At 64.0% G+C, this 24,688-nt stretch carries 25 protein-coding genes; 12 read left to right on the top strand and 13 right to left on the bottom strand.

All coding sequences use genetic code 11. The annotated features are described in order from the left end of the window. The first annotated feature begins 81 nt into the window (after nucleotides 1–81). From ubiE to yihG, 10 genes are all read left to right on the top strand, one after another. Nucleotides 82–852 carry a bifunctional demethylmenaquinone methyltransferase/2-methoxy-6-polyprenyl-1,4-benzoquinol methylase UbiE gene (gene ubiE / locus ACZ0AV_RS15645; protein ID WP_499151876.1) on the top strand — a complete coding sequence of 257 codons (771 nt, stop codon included), beginning with the start codon at nucleotides 82–84 and terminating at the stop codon, nucleotides 850–852. Next, nucleotides 852–1,469, top strand: coding sequence for a ubiquinone biosynthesis accessory factor UbiJ (locus ACZ0AV_RS15640; RefSeq protein WP_499151875.1), 618 nt, complete (start codon nucleotides 852–854; stop codon nucleotides 1,467–1,469). Before ubiE ends, ACZ0AV_RS15640 begins: the two co-directional genes overlap by 1 nt. Continuing rightward, a complete protein-coding gene (ubiB, locus tag ACZ0AV_RS15635) occupies nucleotides 1,466–3,073 on the top strand; it encodes a ubiquinone biosynthesis regulatory protein kinase UbiB (RefSeq protein ID WP_499151874.1) in 1,608 nt (535 codons plus the stop codon). The genes ACZ0AV_RS15640 and ubiB overlap by 4 nt, the downstream gene beginning before the upstream one ends. 54 nt (nucleotides 3,074–3,127) lie before the next feature. Next, nucleotides 3,128–3,529 (top strand): phosphoribosyl-AMP cyclohydrolase, encoded by a 402-nt coding sequence (hisI, locus tag ACZ0AV_RS15630; protein ID WP_499151873.1) that lies wholly within the window; start codon nucleotides 3,128–3,130, stop codon nucleotides 3,527–3,529. Beyond that, nucleotides 3,522–3,863 (top strand): phosphoribosyl-ATP diphosphatase, encoded by a 342-nt coding sequence (locus tag ACZ0AV_RS15625; protein WP_499151872.1) that lies wholly within the window; start codon nucleotides 3,522–3,524, stop codon nucleotides 3,861–3,863. Before hisI ends, ACZ0AV_RS15625 begins: the two co-directional genes overlap by 8 nt. A 24-nt stretch (nucleotides 3,864–3,887) precedes the next feature. After that, nucleotides 3,888–4,154 carry a twin-arginine translocase TatA/TatE family subunit gene (locus tag ACZ0AV_RS15620; protein WP_084308200.1) on the top strand — a complete coding sequence of 89 codons (267 nt, stop codon included), beginning with the start codon at nucleotides 3,888–3,890 and terminating at the stop codon, nucleotides 4,152–4,154. Between the two features lie 9 nt (nucleotides 4,155–4,163). Next, a complete protein-coding gene (tatB, locus tag ACZ0AV_RS15615) occupies nucleotides 4,164–4,571 on the top strand; it encodes a Sec-independent protein translocase protein TatB (RefSeq protein ID WP_499151871.1) in 408 nt (135 codons plus the stop codon). Next, nucleotides 4,568–5,365, top strand: coding sequence for a twin-arginine translocase subunit TatC (gene tatC, locus ACZ0AV_RS15610; RefSeq protein ID WP_499151870.1), 798 nt, complete (start codon nucleotides 4,568–4,570; stop codon nucleotides 5,363–5,365). The genes tatB and tatC overlap by 4 nt, the downstream gene beginning before the upstream one ends. Then, nucleotides 5,362–6,069, top strand: a complete 708-nt coding sequence (locus ACZ0AV_RS15605; RefSeq protein WP_499151869.1) for a 16S rRNA (uracil(1498)-N(3))-methyltransferase — start codon at nucleotides 5,362–5,364, stop codon at nucleotides 6,067–6,069. Before tatC ends, ACZ0AV_RS15605 begins: the two co-directional genes overlap by 4 nt. Before the next feature lie 211 nt (nucleotides 6,070–6,280). Beyond that, nucleotides 6,281–7,174 (top strand): 1-acylglycerol-3-phosphate O-acyltransferase, YihG family, encoded by an 894-nt coding sequence (yihG, locus tag ACZ0AV_RS15600; RefSeq protein ID WP_499151868.1) that lies wholly within the window; start codon nucleotides 6,281–6,283, stop codon nucleotides 7,172–7,174. A 24-nt stretch (nucleotides 7,175–7,198) separates the two neighbouring features. On the opposite strand, the gene ACZ0AV_RS15595 is transcribed toward yihG, so the two are convergent. The 12 genes from ACZ0AV_RS15595 to ACZ0AV_RS15540 form a co-directional block, all read right to left on the bottom strand. Next, nucleotides 7,199–7,633 carry a VOC family protein gene (locus tag ACZ0AV_RS15595; protein WP_499151867.1) on the bottom strand — a complete coding sequence of 145 codons (435 nt, stop codon included), beginning with the start codon at nucleotides 7,631–7,633 and terminating at the stop codon, nucleotides 7,199–7,201. Between the two features lie 138 nt (nucleotides 7,634–7,771). Next, nucleotides 7,772–8,314, bottom strand: a complete 543-nt coding sequence (locus ACZ0AV_RS15590; protein WP_499151866.1) for a C40 family peptidase — start codon at nucleotides 8,312–8,314, stop codon at nucleotides 7,772–7,774. A gap of 68 nt (nucleotides 8,315–8,382) precedes the next feature. Further along, nucleotides 8,383–8,841 carry a DUF4878 domain-containing protein gene (locus tag ACZ0AV_RS15585; RefSeq protein WP_499151865.1) on the bottom strand — a complete coding sequence of 153 codons (459 nt, stop codon included), beginning with the start codon at nucleotides 8,839–8,841 and terminating at the stop codon, nucleotides 8,383–8,385. A 76-nt stretch (nucleotides 8,842–8,917) separates the two neighbouring features. Further along, a complete protein-coding gene (gene fdhA / locus ACZ0AV_RS15580) occupies nucleotides 8,918–10,117 on the bottom strand; it encodes a formaldehyde dehydrogenase, glutathione-independent (protein WP_499151864.1) in 1,200 nt (399 codons plus the stop codon). A gap of 201 nt (nucleotides 10,118–10,318) precedes the next feature. Then, nucleotides 10,319–11,176 (bottom strand): formyltetrahydrofolate deformylase, encoded by an 858-nt coding sequence (gene purU, locus ACZ0AV_RS15575; protein WP_499151863.1) that lies wholly within the window; start codon nucleotides 11,174–11,176, stop codon nucleotides 10,319–10,321. Nucleotides 11,177–11,441: 265 nt separating this feature from the next. Then, nucleotides 11,442–12,071: a sarcosine oxidase subunit gamma gene (locus ACZ0AV_RS15570; protein ID WP_499151862.1), complete on the bottom strand. Its 630-nt coding sequence runs from the start codon at nucleotides 12,069–12,071 to the stop codon at nucleotides 11,442–11,444. Further along, nucleotides 12,064–15,081 carry a sarcosine oxidase subunit alpha gene (locus ACZ0AV_RS15565; RefSeq protein WP_499151861.1) on the bottom strand — a complete coding sequence of 1,006 codons (3,018 nt, stop codon included), beginning with the start codon at nucleotides 15,079–15,081 and terminating at the stop codon, nucleotides 12,064–12,066. Before ACZ0AV_RS15565 ends, ACZ0AV_RS15570 begins: the two co-directional genes overlap by 8 nt. Continuing rightward, nucleotides 15,078–15,404 (bottom strand): sarcosine oxidase subunit delta, encoded by a 327-nt coding sequence (locus tag ACZ0AV_RS15560; protein WP_499151860.1) that lies wholly within the window; start codon nucleotides 15,402–15,404, stop codon nucleotides 15,078–15,080. The genes ACZ0AV_RS15565 and ACZ0AV_RS15560 overlap by 4 nt, the downstream gene beginning before the upstream one ends. A 55-nt stretch (nucleotides 15,405–15,459) precedes the next feature. Next, nucleotides 15,460–16,710, bottom strand: coding sequence for a sarcosine oxidase subunit beta family protein (locus ACZ0AV_RS15555; protein ID WP_499151859.1), 1,251 nt, complete (start codon nucleotides 16,708–16,710; stop codon nucleotides 15,460–15,462). Nucleotides 16,711–16,835: 125 nt separating this feature from the next. Continuing rightward, nucleotides 16,836–18,089 (bottom strand): serine hydroxymethyltransferase, encoded by a 1,254-nt coding sequence (gene glyA, locus ACZ0AV_RS15550; protein ID WP_499151858.1) that lies wholly within the window; start codon nucleotides 18,087–18,089, stop codon nucleotides 16,836–16,838. A gap of 167 nt (nucleotides 18,090–18,256) precedes the next feature. Further along, complete coding sequence (locus ACZ0AV_RS15545) at nucleotides 18,257–18,994, bottom strand: TraX family protein (RefSeq protein ID WP_499151857.1); 738 nt, start codon at nucleotides 18,992–18,994, stop codon at nucleotides 18,257–18,259. A gap of 108 nt (nucleotides 18,995–19,102) precedes the next feature. Next, complete coding sequence (locus ACZ0AV_RS15540; RefSeq protein ID WP_499151856.1) at nucleotides 19,103–19,402, bottom strand: hypothetical protein; 300 nt, start codon at nucleotides 19,400–19,402, stop codon at nucleotides 19,103–19,105. Nucleotides 19,403–19,593: 191 nt separating this feature from the next. On the opposite strand from ACZ0AV_RS15540, the gene ACZ0AV_RS15535 reads away from it, so the two are divergent. After that, on the top strand, nucleotides 19,594–20,634 hold the full coding sequence (locus ACZ0AV_RS15535) for a threonine aldolase family protein (RefSeq protein ID WP_499151855.1): 1,041 nt from the start codon (nucleotides 19,594–19,596) through the stop codon (nucleotides 20,632–20,634). A 1,152-nt stretch (nucleotides 20,635–21,786) separates the two neighbouring features. Here the strand turns inward: ACZ0AV_RS15535 and gbcB are convergent. Further along, a complete protein-coding gene (gbcB, locus tag ACZ0AV_RS15530) occupies nucleotides 21,787–22,887 on the bottom strand; it encodes a glycine betaine monooxygenase reductase subunit (protein ID WP_499151854.1) in 1,101 nt (366 codons plus the stop codon). A 355-nt stretch (nucleotides 22,888–23,242) separates the two neighbouring features. Between gbcB and gbca the strand changes: the two genes are divergently transcribed. Next, on the top strand, nucleotides 23,243–24,535 hold the full coding sequence (gbca, locus tag ACZ0AV_RS15525; RefSeq protein WP_499151853.1) for a glycine betaine monooxygenase oxygenase subunit: 1,293 nt from the start codon (nucleotides 23,243–23,245) through the stop codon (nucleotides 24,533–24,535). Nucleotides 24,536–24,688: the final 153 nt, after the last annotated feature.

The raw sequence follows: 24,688 nt of genomic DNA, 5'->3' as shown, positions 1-24,688 counted from the left end.
GCTTGCAGCCTGTGCCCCGGTTTTAGGTTTAGAATGCCCGCACTCGGCTTTATAGAGCCTCGGATTTCAGGAAAGGGCGACATGAACGATCCGCGCAAGAACGACGGCAGCGAACCCACAACCCACTTCGGCTTCCAGGACGTTCCCGAAAGCCGCAAGGCGGAAAAGGTCGCCGAAGTGTTCCACTCGGTGGCAGCCAAGTACGACCTGATGAACGACCTGCTTTCCGGTGGCATGCACCGTCTGTGGAAGCGCTTCACCATCGAGCTGTCCGGGGTGCGCAGTGGTAATCGTGTGCTCGACATCGCCGGCGGTACCGGTGACCTGGCTCGCCAGTTTTCACGCATCGTCGGCGAGACCGGCGAGGTGGTACTGGCCGATATCAATGCCTCGATGCTCAAGGTCGGCCGTGATCGCCTGCTCGACCGAGGCGTGTCGGGCAATATCGCCTTCGTCCAGGCGGACGCCGAGAAGCTGCCCTTCCCGGACAACCATTTCGACTGCGTGACCATCGCCTTCGGCCTGCGCAACGTCACCCACAAGGAGGCCGCCATCGCCTCCATGCTGCGCGTGCTCAAGCCGGGCGGCCGGCTGTTGGTGCTGGAATTCTCCAAGCCCAAGAGCAGCCTGCTGTCCAAGGTCTATGACACCTACTCGTTCAACTTCATGCCACTGGTGGGCAAGCTGGTCACCAACGACGCCGACAGCTACCGCTACCTGGCCGAGTCGATCCGCATGCACCCGGACCAGGAAACCCTCAAGGCGATGATGGAAGGCGCCGGTTTCGACCGCGTGACCTACCACAACATGACCGGCGGCATCGTCGCCCTGCACCGCGGTATCAAGCCCTGATGCTGACCCTGGCCCTGCTCGCAGGCGTCGAACGCGGCATCAACCGCGTACTGCCGCTGGACAGCACAGCCCTGCCGCGCCTGGCCCGGCTGAGTGGTCGGGTGATCGCGGTCGAGTCGCGGTCGCCCGCGTTTACCTTGTTCATCCTCGCGGATGGCGAAGGCCTGCGCCTGGCCAGCCAGTGGGCCGGCGCCGTCGACTGCACCCTGCGCGCGCCCGCCAGCGCGTTGTTGCGCCTGGCCCTGGCCAGGGACAAGCAGGCCGTTCTGCACGCGCCCGAGGTCGACCTCGACGGCGACAGCGGCGCCCTGATGGAGCTGGCCGGCGTGCTGCAGGACCTGGAGCTGGACTGGGAGTACGAGCTGTCGCGCTGGCTCGGCCCATTGGCCACACCGCTGCTGGCCGGGCACCTGCGCAGCCGCACCGGCTGGACCCGGGAGAGCCTGCGCAGCCTGCACCTGAGCCTGGCCGATTACCTCAGTGAAGAAACGCGTGTCCTGGTCGGCCGCCGCGAAGCCGAAGCACGTTTTGCCGAACTCGATGACCTGAAACTTTCCCTCGACCGTCTCGACGCGCGCATCGAGCGCCTCGCCCAACGCCATAAGCCCATCGCATGAAGCTGCTTGCCGTTCGTCGTCTGTTGCGCATCCTCTACGTGGTTATCCGCTACCGCCTGGATGACCTGCTGTTCGCCCTGCCGCTGCCCTTCTGGCTGCGCGCACCGCGTTTTCTGCTGCCGTGGCGCTGGGTGCCGCGCCGCCAGTCGCCGCTCAACCGTGGCCAGCGCCTGCGCCTGGCCCTGGAGGAACTGGGGCCGATCTTCATCAAGTTCGGCCAGTTGCTTTCCACCCGTCGCGACCTGCTGCCCCCGGATATCGCCGACGAGCTGACCCACCTGCAGGACCGCGTACCGCCTTTCGATCCGGCCAAGTCCATCGCCCTGATCGAGGAGCAGCTAGGCGTGCCGGTCAGCCAGGCGTTCGCGCGCTTCGACACCAAGCCACTGGCCTCGGCCTCGGTCGCCCAGGTGCACGCGGCGCAGTTGAAAAGCGGCGAGGAAGTGGTGGTCAAGGTGGTGCGCCCGGGCCTCAAGCCGGTGATCAAGGCCGACATGGCCTGGCTGTTCCTGCTCGCCAAGCTTGCCGAGCGTGCCTCCAACGAAGCGCGCCGCCTGCACCCAGTGGACGTGGTCAGCGATTACGAGAAAACCATCTACGACGAACTCGACCTGCTGCGCGAGGCCGCCAACGCCAGCCAGTTGCGGCGCAACTTCGAGGGCTCCGACCTGCTCTACGTGCCCCAGGTGTACTGGGACTGGTGCCGCCCCAAGGTACTGGTGATGGAGCGTATCTACGGCATCCAGGTTACCGACCTGGCCACCCTGGCCGATCAGCGCACCGACATGAAACGGCTGGCAGAGCGCGGCGTGGAGATCTTCTTCACCCAGGTGTTCACCCACAGCTTCTTCCATGCCGACATGCACCCCGGCAACATCTTCGTGAGCACGCGCACGCCGTGGAACCCGCAGTACATCGCCATCGATTGCGGCATCATCGGCAGCCTCACCCCAGAGGACCAGGACTACCTGGCACGCAACCTGGTGGCCTTCTTCAAACGCGACTACCGCAAGGTGGCGCAGTTGCACATCGACTCCGGCTGGGTGCCGCAGGAAACTCAGGTCAATGATTTCGAGGCGGCGATCCGCACCGTGTGCGAACCGATCTTCGAAAGGCCGCTCAAGGACATTTCCTTCGGCCTGCTGCTGATGCGCCTGTTCCAGACCGCGCGGCGCTTCAACATGGAAGTGCAACCGCAACTGGTGCTGCTGCAGAAGACCCTGCTCAACATCGAGGGGCTCGGGCGCCAGCTGTACCCGGACCTGGACCTGTGGACCACCGCCCAGCCGTTCCTGGAGCGCTGGATGCGTGAGCGCGTGAGCCCGCGCAACCTGCTGCACAACCTGCAGAGCCAGGTCGAACAGGTACCGCACCTGGCCAACATGACCCGCAGCCTGCTCGAACGCATGGCCCAGCCCCACGCCAACGACCCGCCCCCGCCGTGGCGCGAGCGCGACAGCTGGACGGTGCGGCTGATTGGCGCAGCGCTGATCGGCGGCGGCGTGGTGTTGGCCCTGGGCGTCGCCAACCTGCGCGAGCCGGCGATCGCCTGGCCGGCCTGGCTGATGACCGCCAGCGGCCTGTACCTGATCCTGCGCCGATAGCCAGCCCGCGTCCCGGCTGGCACACTTGGCCCGAGCTATGAAGATGGAACCGCAATGAACGACTGGCTAGACGACATCAACTGGAACGACGACGGCCTGGTGCCGGCCATCGCCCAGGATCACCAGACCGGGCGCATCCTCATGATGGCCTGGATGAACCGTGAAGCACTGGCGTTGACCGCCCGTGAGCAGCGCGCCATCTACTGGTCACGTTCGCGCGGCAAACTGTGGCGCAAGGGCGAGGAGTCCGGCCATGTGCAGAAGCTCCACGAGCTGCGCCTGGACTGCGATGCCGACGTCATCGTGCTGATGGTCGAACAGCTTGGCGGCATCGCCTGCCACACCGGCCGCGAGAGCTGCTTCTACCGGGTGTTCGAGAACGGCGCCTGGAAGACCGTTGATGCGGTGTTGAAAGATCCTCACACCATATATGCCCCGGAACACCGTCATGACTGATACCCTCAAGCGCTTGGCCGAGGTGCTGGAGTCGCGCAAGGGCGCGGCGCCGGATAGCTCCTACGTGGCCAGCCTGTACCACAAGGGCCTGAACAAGATTCTGGAGAAGGTCGGCGAGGAATCGGTGGAAACCATCCTGGCCGCCAAGGATGCGGCCAGCAGTGGTGACTGCAGCGACCTGATCTACGAAACCGCCGACCTGTGGTTCCACAGCCTGGTGATGCTGGCCGCGCTGGATCAGCACCCGCAGGCGGTACTGGACGAACTGGATCGCCGTTTTGGCCTGTCCGGGCACGCGGAAAAAGCCGCGCGCACCGACAGCGACACTCAATAAAGACTCTGACGAGGACAATGCAGCATGGGCATTTTCGATTGGAAACACTGGGTCGTCATTCTTATCGTCGTCGTGCTGGTATTCGGCACCAAGAAGCTCAAGAACCTCGGCTCCGACGTCGGTGAAACCATCAAGGGTTTCCGCAAGGCAATGAACGAGGACGACGGCAAACCTGCCGAGCCGCAAGCGCAACAGCCGCAGCAGCCGTACCAGCAACAAGCGCCGCTGAACCAGCCGCACACCGTTGAAGGCCAGGCCAGCAAGGTCGAAGAACCGCTGCGCAAGGACTGAGGCCAGAGCATGTTCGGTATCAGTTTCAGCGAACTGCTGGTGGTCGGGCTGATCGCCCTGCTGGTGCTCGGCCCCGAGCGCCTGCCAGGCGCGGCGCGCACTGCCGGGTTGTGGATCGGGCGCATCAAGCGCAGCTTCAACGCGATCAAGACCGAGGTCGAGCGTGAAATCGGTGCCGACGAAATTCGTCGCCAGTTGCATAACGAACGCATCCTTGAACTGGAGCGCGAGATGCTGGCAGTGAAGAACGACATCCTGCCGCCCAGCACGCCCGCGCCACAGGCCGCCACGCCACCGCCCACGCAGCCAGTGGTCGCCGAACCGGCCGCGGCCACACCGCCCGTGTCGCCGCCCGCCCCCGTTACCGCGCCAGCAACGGCGCCCGTCGCCAGCCAGGACAAGACGCCGCAACCATGAGTCGACTCTCCGACAACGACCAGGAAATGCCGCTGGTTTCTCACCTCGCCGAACTGCGCACGCGCCTGCTGCGCTGCGTAGCGGCGATCTTCCTGATCTTCGCCGGGCTGTTCTACTTCGCGCAGCAGATCTACACCCTGGTGTCCGCGCCGCTGCGTCAGTACCTGCCGGAAGGCGCGACGATGATCGCCACCGACGTGGCCTCGCCGTTCCTCACGCCGTTCAAGCTGACCATGCTGGTGGCGGTGTTCCTGGCCATGCCGGTGATCCTCCACCAGGTGTGGGGCTTCATCGCACCGGGGCTGTACAAGCACGAGAAGCGCATCGCCATTCCGCTGCTGATTTCCAGCATCGTGCTGTTCTACGCGGGCGTGGCCTTCGCGTATTTTCTGGTGTTTCCGATCATCTTCCACTTCTTCGCCAGCGTGACGCCCGAGGGCGTGTCGATGATGACCGACATCGCCAGCTACCTCGACTTCATCATGACCCTGTTCTTCGCCTTCGGCTTCGCGTTCGAAGTGCCGGTAGCAGTGGTGCTGCTGATCTGGATCGGCATCGTCGATGTCGCCTACCTGCGCAAGATCCGCCCCTACGTGATCATCGGCTGCTTCGTGGTCGGCATGATCCTGACCCCGCCAGACATCTTCTCGCAGACCCTGCTCGCCGTGCCCATGTGGCTGTTGTTCGAGCTGGGCATCCTGGCTGGCAGCCTGATTCGCACGCGGCGCGGTGAGCACCCGGACGATGAGCAAGAGCAAACCCCGGCCGATCAGCCGCCCAGCACCCAGCCATGAACCTGCTGCTGCTCGAGGACGGTGACTTCATCGCCGCCGACCGCGTGCGCCTGAACGGCCGCCGCCTCGCTCACCTCAACGAGGTGCACCGCGCCGAGAACGGCGACACCCTGCGGGTCGGTCGCCTCGGTGGCCAGATGGGCAGCGGTCAGCTGCTGCATCTGGATACGACGAGCGCCGAGCTGCAGGTCAGCTTCGACCAGCCGCCACCGGCCAAGCTGCCGATCACCCTGCTGCTCGCCCTGCCACGCCCGAAGATGCTCAGGCGTGTGCTGCAGAGCGTCAGCGCGATGGGCGTGCCACGGCTGATCCTGCTCAACAGCTACCGGGTGGAAAAGAGCTTCTGGCAGACGCCCTTTCTCGAACCCGCGGCAATTCGCGAGCAACTGACCCTCGGCCTGGAGCAGGCCCGCGACACGGTACTGCCCGAGGTGATCATCGAGAAGCGCTTCAGGCCCTTCGTCGAGGATCGCCTACCCCAATTGACCGCCGGCACCCTCGGGCTGACCGGCCACCCTGGCGATTATCCGGCCTGCCCGCGTGCCGTCGAGCAGCCAGTGACCCTGGCCATCGGCCCGGAAGGTGGCTGGATTCCCTACGAAGTGGACAAGCTGGCCGAGGCCGGCCTGCAGCCCGTGCAACTCGGCGAGCGCATCCTGCGGGTGGAAACGGCAGTCACGGCGCTGCTTGCCCGGTTGTTCTGAGCCAGTTGTCCGAAGGCAGACATTCTGTGGGAGCGCGCCATGCGCGCGAAAAATCACGGGCATGGCCCGCTCCCACAATTGATCGCTGAATCCCTACTTTTGCATTGCTAAGGCCCAATTGCTCAACGGCGACATCCTTGCTCGGCACATCGATTTGGCGCCAGCATGCGGTCTGCCTATGATGAACACCTCGTGCTTACAAGGAGCTGCCATGCGCCGCCTGCTCACCGGCCTTACCGTTATCCTCCTGTTGTTGCTCAACACCCTGATACTGATCGGGCCGATGCTGATCATCGCCATCGGCAAGTTCGTGCTGCCGGGCAAGCATCTGAAGGCAGCCTGTTCGCGCCAGGTGATGTGGGTCGCCGAGTTCTGGGCAGAAAACTGCAAGCGCATCTTCGCGGCGCTCACGCCCACCCAGTGGGACATCCGCGGCGGTGGCGAGCTGCGCCAGGACACCTCCTACCTGATCATCAGCAACCACCAGTCATGGGTCGACATCCCGGCACTGGTGCAGGCGTTCAACCGCAAGACGCCCTACTTCAAGTTCTTTCTCAAGCAGCAGCTGATCTGGGTGCCGTTTCTCGGCCTGGCGTTCTGGGCGCTGGATTACCCATTCATGAAGCGCTACTCGAAGGCCAGGCTGGAGAAGTACCCGCACCTCAAGGGCCAGGACCTGGATATCACCCGCCGCGCCTGCGAGAAGTTTCGCGAGCTGCCGGTCACCGTGGTCAATTACCTGGAAGGCACGCGCTTCACCCCGGCCAAACAAGCGCAGCAGGGCTCGCCCTACCAGTACCTGCTCAAGCCCAAGGCCGGCGGCGTGGCCTTCGTGCTGGCGGCTCTTGGCGAGCAGCTGGACGCGATTCTCGACGTGACCCTCGTCTACGTCGAGGACAGGCCGCCCGGCTTCTGGAAGCTGATCAGCGGCCAGGTACCGAAGGTCATCATGGACATCCGCACGCGCCCGCTCGACCCGGCCCTGTGGCAGGGCGACTACCAGAACGACCCGCAATTTCGCCTGTACGTGCAGGACTGGGTCAGCGGCTTGTGGGAAGAGAAGGACGCGCTGATCGCCAGGCTGAAGCGCGAAGCCAACGGCTGAACTGTTGCAAGCAGGCAGGATTGATCAGTCCGGCAAGACCATATGCCCAGCCTCGTCCAGCGGCGCAAAGGGATTGTGCGCCAACTCCCAGAGGTGCCCATCCGGGTCGGCGAAGTAGCCGGAGTAACCGCCCCAGAACACCGTTTCCGGCGCCTTGACCTGCCGCCCGCCCGAGGCGACGGCGAGCGCCATGGCCGCGTCCACGGCGTCCGGGCTCTCCAGGTTGTGCGCCAGGGTAATGCCGGAAAAGCCCGCGGGCCCGGCCTCCGCCAGGTTGGCATCCCTGGCCAGTTCGTCGCGCGAGAACAGCCCCAGCGCGAGCCCCTTGAGTTTGATGAACACGATCTTTTCCTGGGAAGCGGAAGAGCGCGTCCAGCCCAGGCGCTCATAGAACGCGGCGCTGGCCTGCACATCGGCAACGCCCAGGGTGATCAGGGAAATCCGGCGGTCAAAGCTCATGCGTTGCTCCTGCAGGTCGAGTCCTACAGGGTAGCAATTATTCACAGCCCGCTATGCCCCTCAGGGGCGGGCACATCCGACTTGTGCGTCCACCGGCCTTGCGGAGCGATCAGGCGCGCGGCCTCCAGCATCCTGAAATCAGAAGCGATAGAGCCACTCGATGCCCGGATAATCGGCAAAAGCCCTGGGAAAAAGGAAGTCGCCGCGATACAGCGGGTTGTCGAGCCGCGTCCAGGGGGGGTCGAAATCGGCATACTGGGTCGCGATGGCATCGGCGAGCAGCGTGGTGCAGTAACGATGTGGCTCGGAACGCACCTCCAGCAGAAAAGGCTTGCCGACCGCACCCAGCAGGTTTTCTGCGACGGCCTGCTTCTGCTGCCGGTCGAGAAAACCGGGCCGGGCGATGGCGAAGCGTCGAGCCAGCGATGGCTGCAGGAACTCCTCCAGCGGGCTGAGGAGCACCTGATTCACTCGGCTCGGGTCGTCATCGGTAGTGGCATGCACCACCAACACCTGCGGCGTGGTCGCCACCACCATGCCGATATGCGAGTAATCGCCACCGCCCATCTGGTGGACCAACAGGCTGTCTGCCGAGTGGCCAAGGCGAAACAGCCAATCGCCCGTCTGCAACACGGGCAACTGGCTCAGGTCTGGCACGCCCGGCGTTGGCTTGGCCGGCAAAAACCACCCGTTCGTGGCGGATGCCGCCAGCAAGCACGCAAGCGCAGAGAGACAGAAGACGCGCCGCCTCAGAGGCGAACCTTCCACTGGTCATCCACTTTGTTCAGGCGCACCGATTCGGTCTTGGCCGGAACGTCGGCTTTCTTGAAGGTAACGGTGACCTGGGTCGTGGCCTGGGTTTTGTCCTCGTTATAGGAGGCTTCGCCAGCCTTGACCTCAGCAACGCCGCCCAGCTTTTCAGCCAACTCTGCGCGCTTGGCAACGGCCATCTTCATCTTGCCGCGCACCATTTCTTCGGCGCCTTCGTCAGCATCGGCGGGCACGTCGACCAGCTTGAACATGGTATCGGCATCATTGGAAAACGACGCTTCGATAAAGGATTGAGCGACCGCCTCTGGCGAATCACTTGAGGAACAGGCGAGCAGAAGCAGCGATGCAGCGAGAACGAGCAGGCTGCGAGAGAATGTGACCATGGAACGATCCTTGTAGGCGACAGGGCACTGAAGGCGCCCCAGAAGGGCGCACATTGTAGCTTCAGTAACATCATGCCGAAAGGCGGCGAGGCCCAGTGGGCCTCGCCGCCTTCCCTTCCTACCAGGCCTGCTAGGCCGCGCTGAAGGTCTTGTGCGGGTCGATGACGAATTTCTTCGGCACGCCAGCGTCGAACTCGCCGTAACCGCGCGGTGCGTCGTCCAGGCTGATGACCTGCACGCCAACCACTTCGGCGATGTTGATGCGATCCCACATGATGGCCTGCATGAGCTGGCGGTTGTATTTCATGGTCGGCGTCTGGCCGGTGTGGAAGCTGTGGGATTTCGCCCAGCCCAAGCCAAAGCGAATGCTCAGCGCGCCGATCTTCGCTGCCTGGTCAACGGCGCCCGGGTCTTCGGTGACGTAGAGCCCCGGAATGCCGATTTTGCCGGCAACCCGCACCACGCCCATCAACGAGTTGAGTACAGTGGCCGGGGCCTCGTGCTGAGCACCTGCATGGCCGTGGCCACGAGCCTCGAAACCCACTGCGTCGACGGCGCAGTCCACTTCCGGCTCACCCAGCAGGGCAGCGATCTGCTCGTGCAAGGGCGTGTCGGTGGACAGGTCGGCAATTTCGAAGCCCTGAGCCTTGGCGTGGGCCAGGCGAACCGGGTTGACGTCGCCGACGATCACCACCGCAGCACCCAGCAGACGCGCCGAGGCGGCAGCGGCCAGGCCCACCGGGCCGGCACCGGCGATATACACCGAACTGCCAGGGCCAACGCCGGCGGTCACGGCGCCGTGATAGCCGGTTGGCAGGATGTCCGACAGGCAGGTCAGGTCGCGAATTTTCTCCATCGCCTTGTCGCGATCCGGCAGTTTCAGCAGGTTGAAGTCAGCGTACGGCACCAGTACGTATTCGGCCTGACCGCCCACCCAATCACCCATGTCGACATAGCCATAGGCGCCGCCGGCACGGGCCGGGTTGACGGTCAGGCAGACGCCGGTGTGCTGTTCCTTGCAGGAGCGGCAGCGGCCGCAGGCGACGTTGAACGGCACGGACACCAGGTCGCCGATTTTCAGATTCTCGACGTCACTGCCCTTTTCGATCACTTCACCGGTGATCTCGTGCCCGAGCACCAGGCCGACCTGGGCGGTGGTACGGCCGCGCACCATGTGCTGGTCGGAGCCGCAGATATTGGTGGAAACCACCTTGAGGATGACGCCATGCTCGATCTTTTTGCCACGCGGATCCTGCATTTTCGGGTAGTCGATTTTCTGCACTTCGACTTTGCCGGCGCCGAGATAGACGACGCCACGATTACCAGACATATGAATCTCCTTTCTTCTTGTGGATACAAAGACGCGACCTCGGGTCGCGCGGGCCTTGTAGCGCAGTAGTGAGCGTCTGTAGCGGCATCCGTCGTCATGGGCAGGAAGGATGCCGAGTGCGTCTAGCCAGACTAGCCAGCGTGGGCAGCGATCGTGGCCACAAAACCGACAGTCGCCGTTCTGTGTGCGGCACGTTGCCGGTCAGAGCACCACGGTGCGGTTGGCGTTGAGAAACACCCGGCGTTCGAGGAAACAGCTGACTGCGCGGGCCAGTGTCAGGCATTCGATATCTCGGCCTTTCGCTACCAGGTCCTCGGGGTAGTGCGCATGATCGACGCTTTCGACACCCTGGGTGATGATCGGGCCTTCATCCAGGTCGTTGTTGATGAAGTGGGCCGTGGCACCAACCAGTTTCACGCCCTTCTGGTACGCCTGGTGGTAGGGCTTGGCGCCCTTGAAGCCGGGCAGCAGCGAGTGGTGGATGTTGATCGCGCGGCCGTCGAGCTTGCGGCACAGGTCGGCGGACAGCACCTGCATATAGCGGGCAAGCACCACCAGTTCGGCGCCGGTGTCCTCGACCACCTGCATCACCCTGCGCTCCTGCGCGGGCTTGTCGTTGGGGTCGAGAGGGAAATGGTGATAGGGAATGCCGTGCCAGTCGGCCAGTGGCTTGAGGTCCGGGTGGTTGGAGACGATGGCGGTGATGTCCATCGGCAACTGGCCGGTGCGCTGGCGGTAGAGCAGGTCGTTGAGGCAATGGTCGGCCTTGGAGACCATGATCACCACCTTGGCGCGATAGCCCGGCGCGGTCAGCTCGGTGCGCATGTCGAAAGGCGCCGTGCGTTCGTCGAGGCCGGCGAGAAATGCCGCTTCGTCGAAACCGGCCTGGGCGCGGAATTCGACTCGGATGAAGAAGCGGCTGGCCAGGCGGTCATCGAAACTGTGGTGCTCGGTGACGTAGCAGCCCTGTTCGAACAGGTAGCGGGTCACCACGTCCACGGTGCCAAGCAGGCTCGGGCAGTGGGCGGTGAGAATCCAGGTGTCGGGGGTGCGGCTCATGCAAGCGATTCCTTGTGCAGATCGCTCCCATGCGCCGACCGGCAGTGCACGACGGGGAGCATCATTGGCTGCGTTCCCATGCCGCGCATGGGAACGGTAAAGCTAAGGCGGGAGCAGACACTCACGCCCGCAGGGTGGACAACGCTCTTTTTGTCCACCATTACCATGGTAGTGCGGTGGACGGATCGGGCCGCGCAGGCAAAGCGTCGTCCACTCTACGAGGGACTGCCTTCGCCGTCATGCTGCCGCTCACCGGAGCGGGCGCCTAGACCTCGACCGCCAACCCATACTCGGCGCTGGCATCCTGCAGCCACAGCCAGAAGTAATCGGAAAAGCTGCGGCGGATCAGCAATTGCCAGGTGTCCTCGCCGGTATGGCGAATCACCAGTTGGGACTTGGCGAACACCGTGCCGACGGCCTTGCCCACCGGAAAGTTGTTCGGGTGAACGTCGTAGCTGGTGGACTTCATCAGCAGCTCGCGCACCTTCGGCCCGGAGAGCTCCAGCAGGGTTTGCCCACCGCTGACGTTGACCACCGAGATGTGCTGGCCGGCCAGGGTCTCGCGCAGGTTGCGCTCGGCCTCGAACTCGGTGCCGCCGGGCACGATCAGCAGCCATTCATCCGGGCCCAGCCACTGCAGCGAGGTATCGCCGTTGGCCACCAGGGTCAGGGCGCCCGGCAATTCGAGGCCCAGGGCCTTGTGCACACCGCCGGCAAAATTGGCATCGTCGGCGTCGCCACGCAGAATCAGATGGCCGAGCAGCTTCTTCTCGCACAGCGTCACTCCGGCGCCCTGGCGACCCTTGCCGGCCAGCTCATGCAGGCCGGCATGGTGCAGGGACGACTGCCCGGCGAGGTCGGCGGGGCGTTGCTGATAAACATTGGCGTTAGACATTCTGGCGATCCCCTTTCGGGTCATAGAACACGGGGCTGACGATTTCGGCTTCGATCACGCTGCCATCGACCAGCGGCGCGAATACGCGCTCGCCGATGCGCTTGAGGCCGCCCCTGACCAGGGCCATGGCGAAGGAATGCCCCATCGCGGCGCTCATGTAGCTGGACGTGACGTGGCCCACCATGGTCATCGGAATCTGCTGCTTGGCGTCGAACACCAGCTGCGCGCCTTCGGGCAGCACTTTGTTCGGGTCCACGGGTTTGAGGCCGATCAGCTGCTTGCGGTTTTCCTTGAGGCAATCCTCGCGGTTCATGCCGCGCCAGCCGATCCAGGAGAAGGGTTTGGTGCGACCGACGCACCAGCCCATGCCCAGATCGTCCGGGGTGACGGAGCCATCGGTGTCCTGGCCGACGATGATGAAGCCCTTCTCGGCACGCAGCACGTGCATGGTCTCGGTGCCGTAGGGAGTCAGGCCGTGTTTCTCGCCCGCAGCGATGATCTTTTCCCACACGCCCAGGGCATAGTTGGCCTGCACGTTGACTTCGTAGCTCAGCTCACCGGTGAAGGAGATGCGAAATACCCGGGCCGGCACGCCGCCGACGTTGCCTTCCTTCCAGGTCATGAACGGGAAGGCTTCCTTGTCCAGGTCGATGTCGGTGACCTCGGCCAGCAGCTTGCGGCTGTTGGGGCCGGACAGGGTCATGGTCGCCCAGTGGTCGGTGACCGAGGTGAAGTACACCTTCAGCTCCGGCCATTCGGTCTGGTGATAGATCTCCAGCCACTCCATGACGCGGGCAGCGCCGCCGGTGGTGGTGGTCATGAGGAAATGGTTGTCGGCCAGGCAGGCCGTCACGCCGTCGTCGAAGACCATGCCGTCTTCCTTGCACATCAGGCCGTAGCGGGCCTTGCCCACGTCCAGCTTGGTCCAGGCGTTGGTATAGACGCGGTTGAGGAACTCGCGGGCATCCGGGCCCTGAATGTCGATCTTGCCCAGGGTCGAGGCGTCGAGGATGCCCACCGCATTGCGCACCGCCAGGCACTCGCGGGCCACGGCTGCATGCAGGTCTTCACCGTTTTTCGGGAAGTACCAGGGGCGCTTCCACTGGCCGACGTCTTCGAACGCTGCGCCGTTCTCCAGGTGCCATTTCTGCAGAGCGGTGTAGCGCTTGGGCTCGAACAGCTCGCCACAGTGCCGCCCGGCGATGGCGCCAAAGGTGACCGGGGTGTAGTTCGGGCGGAACATGGTGGTGCCCATTTCGGCGATGCTGATGCCCAGCGAACGGGCAGCGATGGCCAGGCCATTGATATTGCCCAGCTTGCCCTGGTCGGTGCCGAAGCCCAGCGCGGTGTAGCGCTTGACGTGCTCGACCGACTCGAAGCCCTCGCGAGTGGCCAGCTCGATACCGGCAGCGGTAACGTCGTTCTGCTGATCGACGAATTGCTTTGGCGCACGCGCGGTATTCTTGTCGTGCGGCACCTGGAACAGCGCAACCGACGCTTCCTCGATGCGTTTTTCGGCTTTCGGCAGGGTACCGGTGACGGGTTGGAAGCCCACTTCGGCAGCCGCCTTGGCACCGGCTTCGAAACCATCGGCGAGGCTATCGCCCATGCCGAACACACCGTTCACCGCACCGGCGCAGAGGCGCTTCTGGAAGCCTTCACCCGCGACGAAGGCGAGGATTTCTTCACGCCATACCGGGCGGCCGCCGAGGTGCGAGGCCAGGTGCACAACGGGGCTGTAGCCACCGGAGCTGACGATCAGGTCGCAGTCGAGCACTTCGCCCGGGCTGGTGACCTTGTGCCTGGCCAGGTCGATGGCGCAGATGCGCGCGCCGGTCACACGCTTGCTGCCGCGCGCCTCGACCACGCCGCTGCCGGTGAGCACACGCACGCCACGCCGGCGCGCCTCTTCGACCCAGCTGCCACGCGGGTTGCTGCGGGCATCGGCCACGGCCACCACCTGGCGGCCGGCATCGAGCCAGTCGAGCACCACGCGGTAGGCGTAATCGTTGTTGGTCGACAGCACAAGCTTCTGCCCGGGCGCCACGCCATAGCGACGCACGTAGGTCGACACGGCATCGGCCAGCATGTTGCCGGGCAGGTCGTTGTTGCCATACACCAGCGGCCGCTCGTGGGCGCCGGTGGCCAGCACCACGCGGCCGGCACGCACGCGGTGCATGCGTTGGCGCGGCTGACCGATGGGCGCGACCTGGCCGAGGTGGTCGGTGAGGCGCTGGTGGATGGTGAGGAAGTTGTGGTCGTGGTAACCGTTGACCGTGGCACGCGGCAGCAGAGTCACTTCCGGCATGGCCTCCAGTTCGGCAATGGCCTTGGCGGCCCACTCCGCGGCCGGCTTGTCGTCGAGCATCTCGCGGGTGGAGAGCAGGCTGCCGCCGAACTCTTCCTGTTCGTCAGCGAGGATCACCCGCGCACCGCTGCGACCTGCAGCCAGGGCTGCGGCGAGACCGGCGGGGCCGGCGCCGACCACCAGCACGTCGCAGTGCTGGTTCAGGTAGTCGTAGATGTCCGGATCGTTTTCCTTCGGCGAGCGACCGAGCCCGGCGGCCTTGCGAATGTACTTCTCGTAGGTCAGCCAGAGGTTCTGCGGGTACATGAAGGTCTTGTAGTAGAACCCGGGCGGCATCATGCCGCCGCCGACCTTGCCGAGAATGCCCATCAGGTCGGTGTTGACGCTCGGCCAGCCGTTGGTGCTGGTGGCGCTGAGGTTCGCGTACAGCGCCTGCTGGGTGGCGCGCACGTTGGGGATCTGCGCCGCCTCGGTGGAGCCTATCTGCAGCACGGCATTGGGTTCTTCGGCACCGGCGGCCACGATGCCGCGCGGACGTGAATATTTGAAGCTGCGGCCAATGACGTCGACGCCATTGGCCAGCAGGGCGGCAGCCAGGGTATCGCCGGCATAGCCCTGGTAGGTCTGGCCGTTGAAGCTGAAAGTCAGGGGCTGGCTGCGGTCGATGCGGCCACCCTGGGACAGACGATTGACCTGGCTCATGCCGTTACTCCTTGGTCGACGGCCTTCTGCTCCGCGAGCGAAGCCTCGGTCACGCTGGGCCGCTCGCCGATCTTGTAGGTTTCGAGGATTTCGTAGCTCACCGTGTGACGGGTGACGTTGAAGTACTGACGGCAGCCCGCCGCGTGGATCCACAGCTCGTGGTGGATGCCGCGTGGGTTGTCACGGAAGAACAGGTAGTCGCCCCACTGCGCATCGGTGCAGGCGGTCGGGTCCAGCGGGCGGGGAATGTGCGCCTGGCCGCCGGCGTGGAATTCTTCTTCGGAACGCAGTTCGCCACAATGTGGGCAGAAGATGTGCAACATGCTCGGTACCTCCAGAAAACCATCGTCCTTCTCTCATCGAGAGAAGGCGCCAAATTCAGTGCGCCACACCGGCTGCGCCGTGCTCGTCGATCAGCGCACCGTTGTGGAAGCGCTCGATGGAAAACGCCTTGGCCAGCGGGTGCATCTCACCCTTGGCCAGGCTTGCGGCAAACACGTTGCCGGAGCCCGGCGTGGCCTTGAAGCCACCGGTGCCCCAGCCGCAGTTGAAGTACAGGTTCTGCACGGGGGTCTTGGCGATGATCGGGCAGGCGTCCGGCGTGGTGTCGACGATGCCGCCCCACTGGCGATTCATGCGCACGCGCGAGAGCACCGGGAACATCTCGACGATGGCCTGCAGGGTGTGTTCGATGGTCGGGTAGGAGCCGCGCTGGCCGTAGCCGTTGTAGCCGTCGATGCCGGCGCCGATGACCAGGTCGCCCTTGTCCGACTGGCTGATGTAACCGTGCACGGCGTTGGACATGATCACGGTATCGATGATCGGCTTGATCGGCTCGGAAACCAGCGCCTGTAGCGGGTGCGATTCGATCGGCAGGCGGAAGCCCGCCAGCTTGGCCAGGTGCCCGGAGTTACCGGCAGCGACCACGCCAACGCGCTTGGCGCCGATGAAGCCCTTGCTGGTTTCCACACCGATCACCGCGCCGTCCTGCTTGCGAAAGCCGATGACTTCGGTCTGCTGGATCAGGTCGACGCCCAGGGCGTCGGCGGCACGGGCGAAGCCCCAGGCCACGGCATCGTGCCGGGCCACGCCACCGCGGCGTTGCAGCGAGGCACCGAGGATCGGGTAACGGGTGTTCTTCGAACAATCCAGGTAGGGGATCATTTCCGCCACCTGCTTGGCATCGACCACCTCGCCATCGATACCGTTGAGGCGGTTGGCGCTGACGCGCCGCTCGATATCGCGCATGTCCTGCAGGGTGTGGCCAAGGTTGAACACGCCGCGCTGGGAGAACATGACGTTGTAGTTGAGGTCCTGGGACAGGCCCTCCCACAGCTTCATGGCGTGCTCGTAGAGGTGCGCCGATTCGTCCCACAGGTAGTTGGAACGCACGATGGTGGTGTTGCGTGCGGTGTTGCCACCGCCCAGCCAACCCTTCTCGACCACGGCGACGTTCTTCACGCCGAACTCCTTGGCCAGGTAGTAGGCGGTGGCCAGGCCGTGGCCGCCCCCGCCGACGATGATCACGTCGTACACCGGCTTGGGCGTCGGATTGCGCCACATGCGCTGCCAGTTCTCATGGTGGCTGAACGAGTGCTTGAACAGGCCGAAGCCGGAATAGCGCTGCATAGGGGACTCCTGAATTCTGCTTGCTGTAGGAGCGCACCCAAACCGCAGGAGGGAGGAAACCCATCGGTTTCGATGGGTTCCGTGGTCCTACGGCATCAAAGCGGCAGCCCCGACGTGACGATGCGTTAGCGATAAACCGGGTAATCGGCACACAGCCCGGCCGCCAGGCCGGCCACCTGGGCCTCGACATCGGCATCACCGAGGTGCTCGAGGATGTCGGCGATCCAGCCCGCCAGCTCGCGGCACTGGGCTTCCTTGAAGCCACGGGTGGTGACCGCCGGGGTACCGATGCGCAGCCCGGAGGTCACGAATGGCGATTGCGGGTCGTTGGGCACGGCGTTCTTGTTCACCGTGATGCCGGCGCGGCCCAGGGCGGCGTCGGCATCCTTGCCGGTGATGCCTTGCTTGATCAGCGAAAGCAGGAACAGGTGATTGTCGGTACCACCGGACACCACATCGAAACCGCGCTCGATGAACACCGCGGCCATGGCCTGGGCGTTCTTGATCACTTGCGCCTGATAGTCCTTGAAACCCGGCTCCAGGGCCTCTTTGAAGCACACCGCCTTGCCGGCGATCACATGCATCAGCGGGCCACCCTGGGCGCCAGGGAACACGGCGGCGTTGAGCTTTTTCTCGATTTCTTCGTTGGCCTTGGCAAGGATCAGCCCGCCACGTGGCCCGCGCAGGGTCTTGTGGGTGGTGGTGGTGACCACGTCAGCCAATGGAATCGGATTCGGGTACAGGCCAGCGGCGACCAGGCCGGCGACGTGCGCCATATCAACAAAGAGGTAGGGACCGACCTTGTCGGCGATGGCGCGAAAGCGCGGGAAATCCAGGGTCTTGGAATAGGCGGAGAAACCGGCGACGACCATCTTCGGCTTGTGCTCGACGGCCAGGCGCTCGACTTCGTCGTAGTCGATCAGCCCGGTATCGGTATCGATGCCGTACTGCACGGCGTTGTACAGCTTGCCCGAAGACGACACCTTGGCGCCGTGGGTGAGGTGGCCGCCGTGAGCCAGGCTCATGCCGAGGATGGTGTCGCCGGGCTGCAGCAGCGCCAGGTAGACCGCCGAGTTGGCCGAGGAGCCGGAGTGCGGCTGCACGTTGGCGTAGTCGGCGCCGAACAGCTGCTTGGCGCGCTCGATGGCCAGCGCCTCGACCTTGTCCACATGCTCGCAGCCACCGTAGTAGCGCTTGCCCGGATAACCTTCGGCGTACTTGTTGGTGAGCCCGCTGCCCTGCGCCTCCATCACCCGCTTGCTGGTGTAGTTTTCCGAGGCGATCAGTTCGATGTGATGTTCCTGACGGCGCTCCTCGGCGTTCATCGCACTGAGCAGGGCGTCATCGTAACCCTGAATCCGATCTTGCTTGCTGAACATCACGTATCTCCCCGGGGCGCCTTGGGGCGCCGCATCTGGCTCGGTTGCTCGATATGAGTCTTGTGGAGCGATGGTATGACTCGCCCCTGGCAACCAGATGCCTATGCACGCCACGGGAGATTGCGTTTGCGACATGGCGCGGCGTCGCAATTACGCATGCTCGCCGCTCAGAGAAACCGCAGTGCCACCAGAACGAGAAAGTGGCCGGGGTAGAACAGGTAGGCCCAGCGCCGTACCGGCGGCACCGGGAACGGCGGTTGCCGGCGCAGCAGCGCAAGGCCGATCAGCGGTGCCAGCAGGCAGATGCCGATCACGCCCCAGGCGAACAAGTCGCCGCGCAGTGCATCGCGGTAGAACGGCGCCCAGTAGTTGGCCGCCAGGCAGCACAGCATCGGCAGCAGCCAGCCGGCGTAGGGGCTACGCAGCGCCAGCAGGAAGGCCGCCGGCAGCACCGCGCCAAAGGCGCCGAACATCAGCCAGGCATGGCCGAACACGGCGATCAGCAGCGCCGCGCCGCCCAGCCAGCAGGCCTGAGCCTGGGGCCGCTGCACGGCGTTGGCGATCAGCAGGCCCAGCACCAGGGTCGGCAGCACGTTGAGCGATTCCGCCGTCGGCACCAACAGCCGGTAGGGCCATTCGGAAAGCAGCGAGAACAGCAGCAGCCAGCCCAGGTAGCTCATGGACACGCCACTGCTGGCCGCCGCGCGGGGCCGTGCGACGTTGGCGGCGATAGCCAGGCAGAACAGCGGGAAGGCCAAACGGCCGGGAATATAGAGAAAATACAGTGAGGGCCAGACATGCCGCAGGTGGTCGATCAGCATGGTCAGCAGGGCCAGCCACTTGATCAGATCCAGCGCTGCGTCGCGGCCGGAAGGCGAGGGTCGAGAGAGGTAGGCTGAGGGCATGCGCACAGGTCACGCTGGGAGATGAAGCTGCACCCTAGCGGCAGCCGACACTTCGGTGCAAATCAACGGGCGGCGCCGGGCGCAAACCCGGCGCCACCCATGCACGGCTTACTGCAGTTTGGCGTTGCAGCTGCTCGACGCGGTGACCAGACGCTTTTGCAGGCCGGCATCCGGCGGTACCTGCTTGCTCATCTCGGCCATTTCGGCCTCGCTGAACTCTTCGCTGACCTTGGTCGCGGCGCAATCGCAGAACGCCGTCAGCTTCTCCTGAGAGTGGCCGGACTGGGCGCCTTTCACGCACTCCTGAACGAAGGTCGCCTTGGCTTCCGGAGACCAAGGCTCGGCGGCCACGGCCGGCAGGGCGAAGGCGAGCGGTGCGAAAAGTGCGATCAGATGGCGGTAGCTCATGGTGGGCTCCTGTGACGTGGGATCGGCGAGTCCTGGACTGCAACTCTCTGCTTTGTGAGCCCAACGGCGGCCGTGAGTTCACTGTGAATGCCGTGAACAATATGTCGCTCCGGCGAGTGCGACCCGTGCCCGGGGCGGGCTACAGTACCGGCATACGCCCACATGGGCGACGCAGCCAAGGACTCTCTTCAATGCCCGACAACGCCCAGCAATTCGCCAGCGACAATTATTCCGGCATCTGCCCCGAGGCCTGGGAGGCCATGGCAGAAGCCAATCTGGGCCATCAGCGTGCCTATGGCGACGATGAATGGACGGCGCGCGCCGCCGACCATTTCCGCCGCCTGTTCGAAACCGACTGCGACGTGTTCTTCGCTTTCAATGGCACGGCAGCCAACTCCCTGGCGCTCTCGGCACTGTGTCAGAGCTACCACAGCGTCATCTGCTCGGAGACCGCCCACGTCGAGACCGATGAGTGCGGCGCACCGGAGTTCTTTTCCAACGGCTCCAAACTGCTGACCGCGCACACCGAGCAGGGCAAGCTGACGCCCGCGTCGATCCGCGAAATCGCCCTCAAGCGCAAGGACATCCACTACCCGAAACCGCGCGTGGTCACCCTGACCCAGGCCACCGAGGTTGGGACCGTCTACCGCCCGGAAGAAATCCGCGCGATCAGCCAGACCTGCGAAGAGCTCGGCCTGCACCTGCACATGGACGGCGCACGGTTCTCCAACGCCTGCGCCTTCCTGGGTAGCAGCCCGGCCGAGCTGACCTGGAAGGCCGGCGTCGACGTGCTGTGCTTTGGCGGCACCAAGAACGGCATGGCGGTTGGCGAGGCGATCCTGTTCTTCAACCGCGAGCTGGCCGAAGACTTCGACTACCGCTGCAAGCAGGCCGGCCAGTTGGCCTCGAAGATGCGCTACCTGTCGGCGCCCTGGGTCGGCCTGCTGCAGAACGATGCCTGGCTGCGTTACGCCCGCCATGCCAACAGCTGCGCGCAGCTGCTCGCCAGCCTGGTACGGGACGTACCGGGTGTCAGCCTGATGTTTCCGGTGGAGGCCAACGGGGTGTTCCTGCAGATGTCCGAACCTGCCCTCGCCGCCCTGACCGCCCGTGGCTGGCGTTTCTACACCTTCATCGGTGCCGGTGGCGCACGCTTCATGTGTTCGTGGGATACCGAAGAGAGCCGCGTACGCCAACTGGCAGCGGACATCCGCGAGGTCATGGCCGGCTGATTGCCGGCAGCCACCCGGGCCGTACCGGCACGCGGCATAAGCTGACACGCTCAGCCGCGCGCCGAAGGCATGACGGCCGTGCGCACCGCTGCCGCCTCATCTGGGGATAATTTCGGCGCCATCCCCAGAACAGGTGGACGACCCTGTGGATAGCCTGTCTGCAGCGGGCCACAGCCCCCACCTCTCGCGGCCTTTGGCATTTCGTACAAAAAACGTTCTATTTCAGCAAGTTGCTCTCAAGCTTACGCACAGTTGTCGTGCAGAACCACCTGCACAAGCTGTGCATAAACCTTCCCAGCCCTTACACAACAAGGGCTTCAGCAGCCCGATTGTTTTTTGATCAGAGCTCCGCGCAGCCGTCTCATCCACAGCTGACGGCCCGGGATGGCTGCACCCTGTGGACAGCCGTCCCCACAATTGGTTGATGACCGCGGGGATAAACTGTAGGTAACGCGCTACAGGCCTTTTATTGCAGGGGCTTCAGCCAAATGATCAAAAAACGATCTACTTCAATGACTTGTGCAGTTATCTACACACAGAAGCTGTGCATCTTGCTGTGCATAAGGTGTTCGGCCATGGCTGCAGCCCCATGAATACGAGGCCTGCGGATGATCGATCAATTAATGACCAAGCGCGCAATCACTATCACCGACTTTGCAGCAGGCTGAATGCCGTGCATACCGCAAGGCAGCGGTGAATAACTCACCTGGGCGCTGTCCCCAAACTCCGTGGATGAAGCTGTGGGAAACCTGTCACCACCTGGCTACAGGCCAGTAAATTCGGGGCGTTCAGGCTACCGATCAAAAAGCACACAGCCTTTGAAGGCGAAATCAGGGTTCTGTCGCCCGCCTCGCTCGACGCCATTCTGCAAATTGATAAAAAACCTGTGCACAACTATGTGGATAACCATTGGAGCGGTTGGCGATACGGCCCAACCGTGGCATTGACACCCGATGCGGCATTCACCTTCTGTCCTGCCCAGCTACTACGGTAGAGCGGCTGCGTAGAGGATGGCTGCGGGGATAACGCGCCGTACCTTGCCCACAGTTACTGTGTGCACGGCTGTGGATAAACTGTTGAATGCTGATTGCAGCCCTGGGCCCGCGTGGGTTGCGGACCACTGGCTATTTCCTGACCATCGCCTGCCGGCGCTTAGTAATCGATGCTCACGTCGTTACGCGGCACGCTGCAGCACGACAGGATGTAACCCTCTGCGACGTCTTCATCGGTGATGCCGCCGTTGTGCTCCATGTCCACCTCGCCTGCGGTCTTGAGCACCTTGCAAGTGCCGCAGATACCCATGCCGCAGGCCTTGGGAATATGCAGCCCCAGCTTTGCCGCCGCCGCATGCACGGTCTCGCCCGGGCCCACCTGGATGCTCTTGCCGGTGCTGGTGAATTGCACCTGGTTGAGATCGGCCGCTGGCACCTGGGGGGCGTCGGCCGCCTGTTCGGCCAGCTCGCGGACATCCTGGCGCACTTCTGCCGGCACGGGGCCGAAGGCTTCCTCGTGGTAGCGGCTCATGTCGAAGCCTTTGGCTTCGAGCAGGCGCTTCACCGCGCTCATGTAGGGCGTGGGGCCGCAGCAGAAGATCTCCCGCTGCAGGTAATCGGGCGCCATCAGCTCCAGCATCGGCTGGTTGAGATACCCGCGGTAGCCGGACCAGGCCTCACCAAGGCCGTGTTTTTCGCAGATCACGTGCAGGCTGAAGTTGCTGATCCGCGCCGCCATGTGCTCCAGCTCGCGGTGATAGATGATGTCCTTCGGCGAACGCGCGCTGTGCACGAACACCATGTCGACGTTGGCATTGGTGTCGTAGAACCAGCGCGCCATCGACATCACCGGGGTGATACCGACCCCGCCACTGAGAAACAGCACCTTGTCGGCCGGAAAATCGATGGCATTGAACAGGCCCACCGGCCCATGCACCGCCAGTTCCTGACCTTCGGCGAGGTTGTCGTGCAGCCAGTTGGAGACCTTGCCGCCCGGCACTCGCTTGATGGTGATGGAAAAGCTGTAGGGCACCGACGGTGAGCTGGAAATGGTGTAGGAGCGCATCACCGGCTGGCCTTCGATCTCCAGTTCCAGGGTGACGAACTGCCCTGGTTTGAAGAAGAACAGCACGGGCTGGTCGGCCATGAAACAGAAGGTGCGGACGTCCCACGTCTCCTGGATGACCTTGACGCAGCGCACCGCATGGCGGCCGTTGCTCCAGGTCTGGGTGGTGACGGGATAGAAGAAGTCGTTCGACATGTCGGTTCTCTCGCACACGCAGGGCGCTCACCGGCCCTGTCTTTGCGGCGATTGTGCGCAAGCCACCTGACGCTCATTTACCTGCCAGCGACATCGGCATGCTCACGGCGACCTGCCCCGTAGACACTGGCGTACCGAGTCGGGAAATGATTCGAGCATGTCGCCCATGGATAAGGTTCACGCCGCGCCCGGCTCCACACTCGCCCCAAGCCGAGCAGGATAAGAGCGCCGATTTTCAGCCCTGTGCAATGCGCCTATCGGCAAGGCGATCGGGGGAGCGACGCGCCACCTTGCGTAACACCGCACTAGCCACTTTTACGGCGTTCGCACCGCGCTCGCCACGAGGAGATTTCCGATGACCGTCACCTCCACGCTGAGCCTTGGCGACCCGCTGGAAGCGGCACGCGCCGCGACCGCCGAGATGCTGCAGAACCGCGAGCGCACCTACTCGCTGCCGCAACCGTTCTATAACGACGAACGCCTGTTCCAGCTCGACATGCAGGAAATTTTCCACAAGGAATGGCTGATCGCCGGCATGACCTGCGAGATCCCCACCAAGGGCAATTACCTGACCCTGCAGATCGGCAATAACCCGATTCTCGTCATCCGGGGTGCCGAAGGCGCCGTGCATGCCTTCCACAACGTGTGCCGGCACCGCGGATCCCGCCTGTGCACCAGCGAAAAGGGCAAGGTGGCCAAGCTGGTCTGCCCCTACCACCAATGGACCTACGAGCTGGACGGCCGCCTGCTGTTCGCCGGCACCGAGATGGGCGCCGACTTCGACATGAAGCAGTTCGGCCTCAAGCCGGTGAGCTGCAAGACCGCCGGCGGTTACATCTTCATTTCCCTGGCCGAGAACCCGCCGGCCATCGACGAATTCCTGACGACCCTGGCTCACTACATGGAGCCTTACGACATGGAGAACGCCAAGGTCGCCGTGCAGACCAACCTGTATGAAAAGGCCAACTGGAAGCTGGTGCTGGAGAACAACCGCGAGTGCTACCACTGCAACGGTTCGCACCCGGAGCTGCTCAACACCCTGCTGGAATGGGACGACACCAACGATCCGCGCGCCAGCCAGTCGTTCAAGGACCACGTGGCCGAATCCGCCGCCAAATGGGAGGCGGAAAAGATTCCCTACCTGCACGCCGGCTTCGGGCTGCGCAACCGCATCGTGCGCATGCCGCTGCTCAAGGGCACCGTGTCGATGACCATGGACGGCAAGCAGGGCTGCAAGAAGCTCATGGGCCGCATCCAGAACCCGGACCTGGGCTCGATGCGCATCCTGCACCTGCCACACTCGTGGAACCACTGCATGGGTGATCACCTGATCGTCTTCACGGTGTGGCCGATCAGCGCCCAGGAAACCATGGTCACCACCAAGTGGCTGGTGCACAAGGACGCCGTCGAAGGCGTCGACTACGACGTGGCCCGCCTGCGCGAGGTGTGGGACGCCACCAACGACCAGGACCGCCGCCTGGCTGAAGAAAACCAGCGCGGCATCAACTCCACCGCCTACCAGCCGGGCCCGTATTCGAAAACCTACGAGTTCGGCGTGGTGAACTTCATCGACTGGTACAGCGGGCGCATGCTCAACAACCTGGGTGCTGCTCCGGCGCCTTACCTGCGGGATGTGAAGGCGCAGTAACGACCGCGCAAAACGAAACGCCCTGCCAGCCGGACTGGCAGGGCGTTTTCATTCTCGCCCCCTCTTCAGGGCAGCCCGATCAATCGACCCACATACACGGAGCTCGGCATGCCCTGCTGCGCTCGCTCAGCTTGACGAGCTGCCCTGCGACGC

It is taken from the genome of Pseudomonas sp. AC532 (assembly GCF_979258965.1).
This window is presented reverse-complemented; position numbering and strand designations above follow the sequence as displayed.

Bases quoted from the DNA above. Each gene is read 5' to 3' on its own strand.
- ubiE (WP_499151876.1), top strand. From the start codon at position 82: ATGAACGATCCGCGCAAGAACGACGGCAGCGAACCCACAACCCACTTC.
- ACZ0AV_RS15640 (WP_499151875.1), top strand. From the start codon at position 852: ATGCTGACCCTGGCCCTGCTCGCAGGCGTCGAACGCGGCATCAACCGC.
- ubiB (WP_499151874.1), top strand. From the start codon at position 1,466: ATGAAGCTGCTTGCCGTTCGTCGTCTGTTGCGCATCCTCTACGTGGTT.
- hisI (WP_499151873.1), top strand. From the start codon at position 3,128: ATGAACGACTGGCTAGACGACATCAACTGGAACGACGACGGCCTGGTG.
- ACZ0AV_RS15625 (WP_499151872.1), top strand. From the start codon at position 3,522: ATGACTGATACCCTCAAGCGCTTGGCCGAGGTGCTGGAGTCGCGCAAG.
- ACZ0AV_RS15620 (WP_084308200.1), top strand. From the start codon at position 3,888: ATGGGCATTTTCGATTGGAAACACTGGGTCGTCATTCTTATCGTCGTC.
- tatB (WP_499151871.1), top strand. From the start codon at position 4,164: ATGTTCGGTATCAGTTTCAGCGAACTGCTGGTGGTCGGGCTGATCGCC.
- tatC (WP_499151870.1), top strand. From the start codon at position 4,568: ATGAGTCGACTCTCCGACAACGACCAGGAAATGCCGCTGGTTTCTCAC.
- ACZ0AV_RS15605 (WP_499151869.1), top strand. From the start codon at position 5,362: ATGAACCTGCTGCTGCTCGAGGACGGTGACTTCATCGCCGCCGACCGC.
- yihG (WP_499151868.1), top strand. From the start codon at position 6,281: ATGCGCCGCCTGCTCACCGGCCTTACCGTTATCCTCCTGTTGTTGCTC.
- ACZ0AV_RS15595 (WP_499151867.1), bottom strand. From the start codon at position 7,633: ATGAGCTTTGACCGCCGGATTTCCCTGATCACCCTGGGCGTTGCCGAT.
- ACZ0AV_RS15585 (WP_499151865.1), bottom strand. From the start codon at position 8,841: ATGTGCGCCCTTCTGGGGCGCCTTCAGTGCCCTGTCGCCTACAAGGAT.
- fdhA (WP_499151864.1), bottom strand. From the start codon at position 10,117: ATGTCTGGTAATCGTGGCGTCGTCTATCTCGGCGCCGGCAAAGTCGAA.
- purU (WP_499151863.1), bottom strand. From the start codon at position 11,176: ATGAGCCGCACCCCCGACACCTGGATTCTCACCGCCCACTGCCCGAGC.
- ACZ0AV_RS15570 (WP_499151862.1), bottom strand. From the start codon at position 12,071: ATGTCTAACGCCAATGTTTATCAGCAACGCCCCGCCGACCTCGCCGGG.
- ACZ0AV_RS15565 (WP_499151861.1), bottom strand. From the start codon at position 15,081: ATGAGCCAGGTCAATCGTCTGTCCCAGGGTGGCCGCATCGACCGCAGC.
- ACZ0AV_RS15560 (WP_499151860.1), bottom strand. From the start codon at position 15,404: ATGTTGCACATCTTCTGCCCACATTGTGGCGAACTGCGTTCCGAAGAA.
- ACZ0AV_RS15555 (WP_499151859.1), bottom strand. From the start codon at position 16,710: ATGCAGCGCTATTCCGGCTTCGGCCTGTTCAAGCACTCGTTCAGCCAC.
- glyA (WP_499151858.1), bottom strand. From the start codon at position 18,089: ATGTTCAGCAAGCAAGATCGGATTCAGGGTTACGATGACGCCCTGCTC.
- ACZ0AV_RS15545 (WP_499151857.1), bottom strand. From the start codon at position 18,994: ATGCCCTCAGCCTACCTCTCTCGACCCTCGCCTTCCGGCCGCGACGCA.
- ACZ0AV_RS15540 (WP_499151856.1), bottom strand. From the start codon at position 19,402: ATGAGCTACCGCCATCTGATCGCACTTTTCGCACCGCTCGCCTTCGCC.
- ACZ0AV_RS15535 (WP_499151855.1), top strand. From the start codon at position 19,594: ATGCCCGACAACGCCCAGCAATTCGCCAGCGACAATTATTCCGGCATC.
- gbcB (WP_499151854.1), bottom strand. From the start codon at position 22,887: ATGTCGAACGACTTCTTCTATCCCGTCACCACCCAGACCTGGAGCAAC.
- gbca (WP_499151853.1), top strand. From the start codon at position 23,243: ATGACCGTCACCTCCACGCTGAGCCTTGGCGACCCGCTGGAAGCGGCA.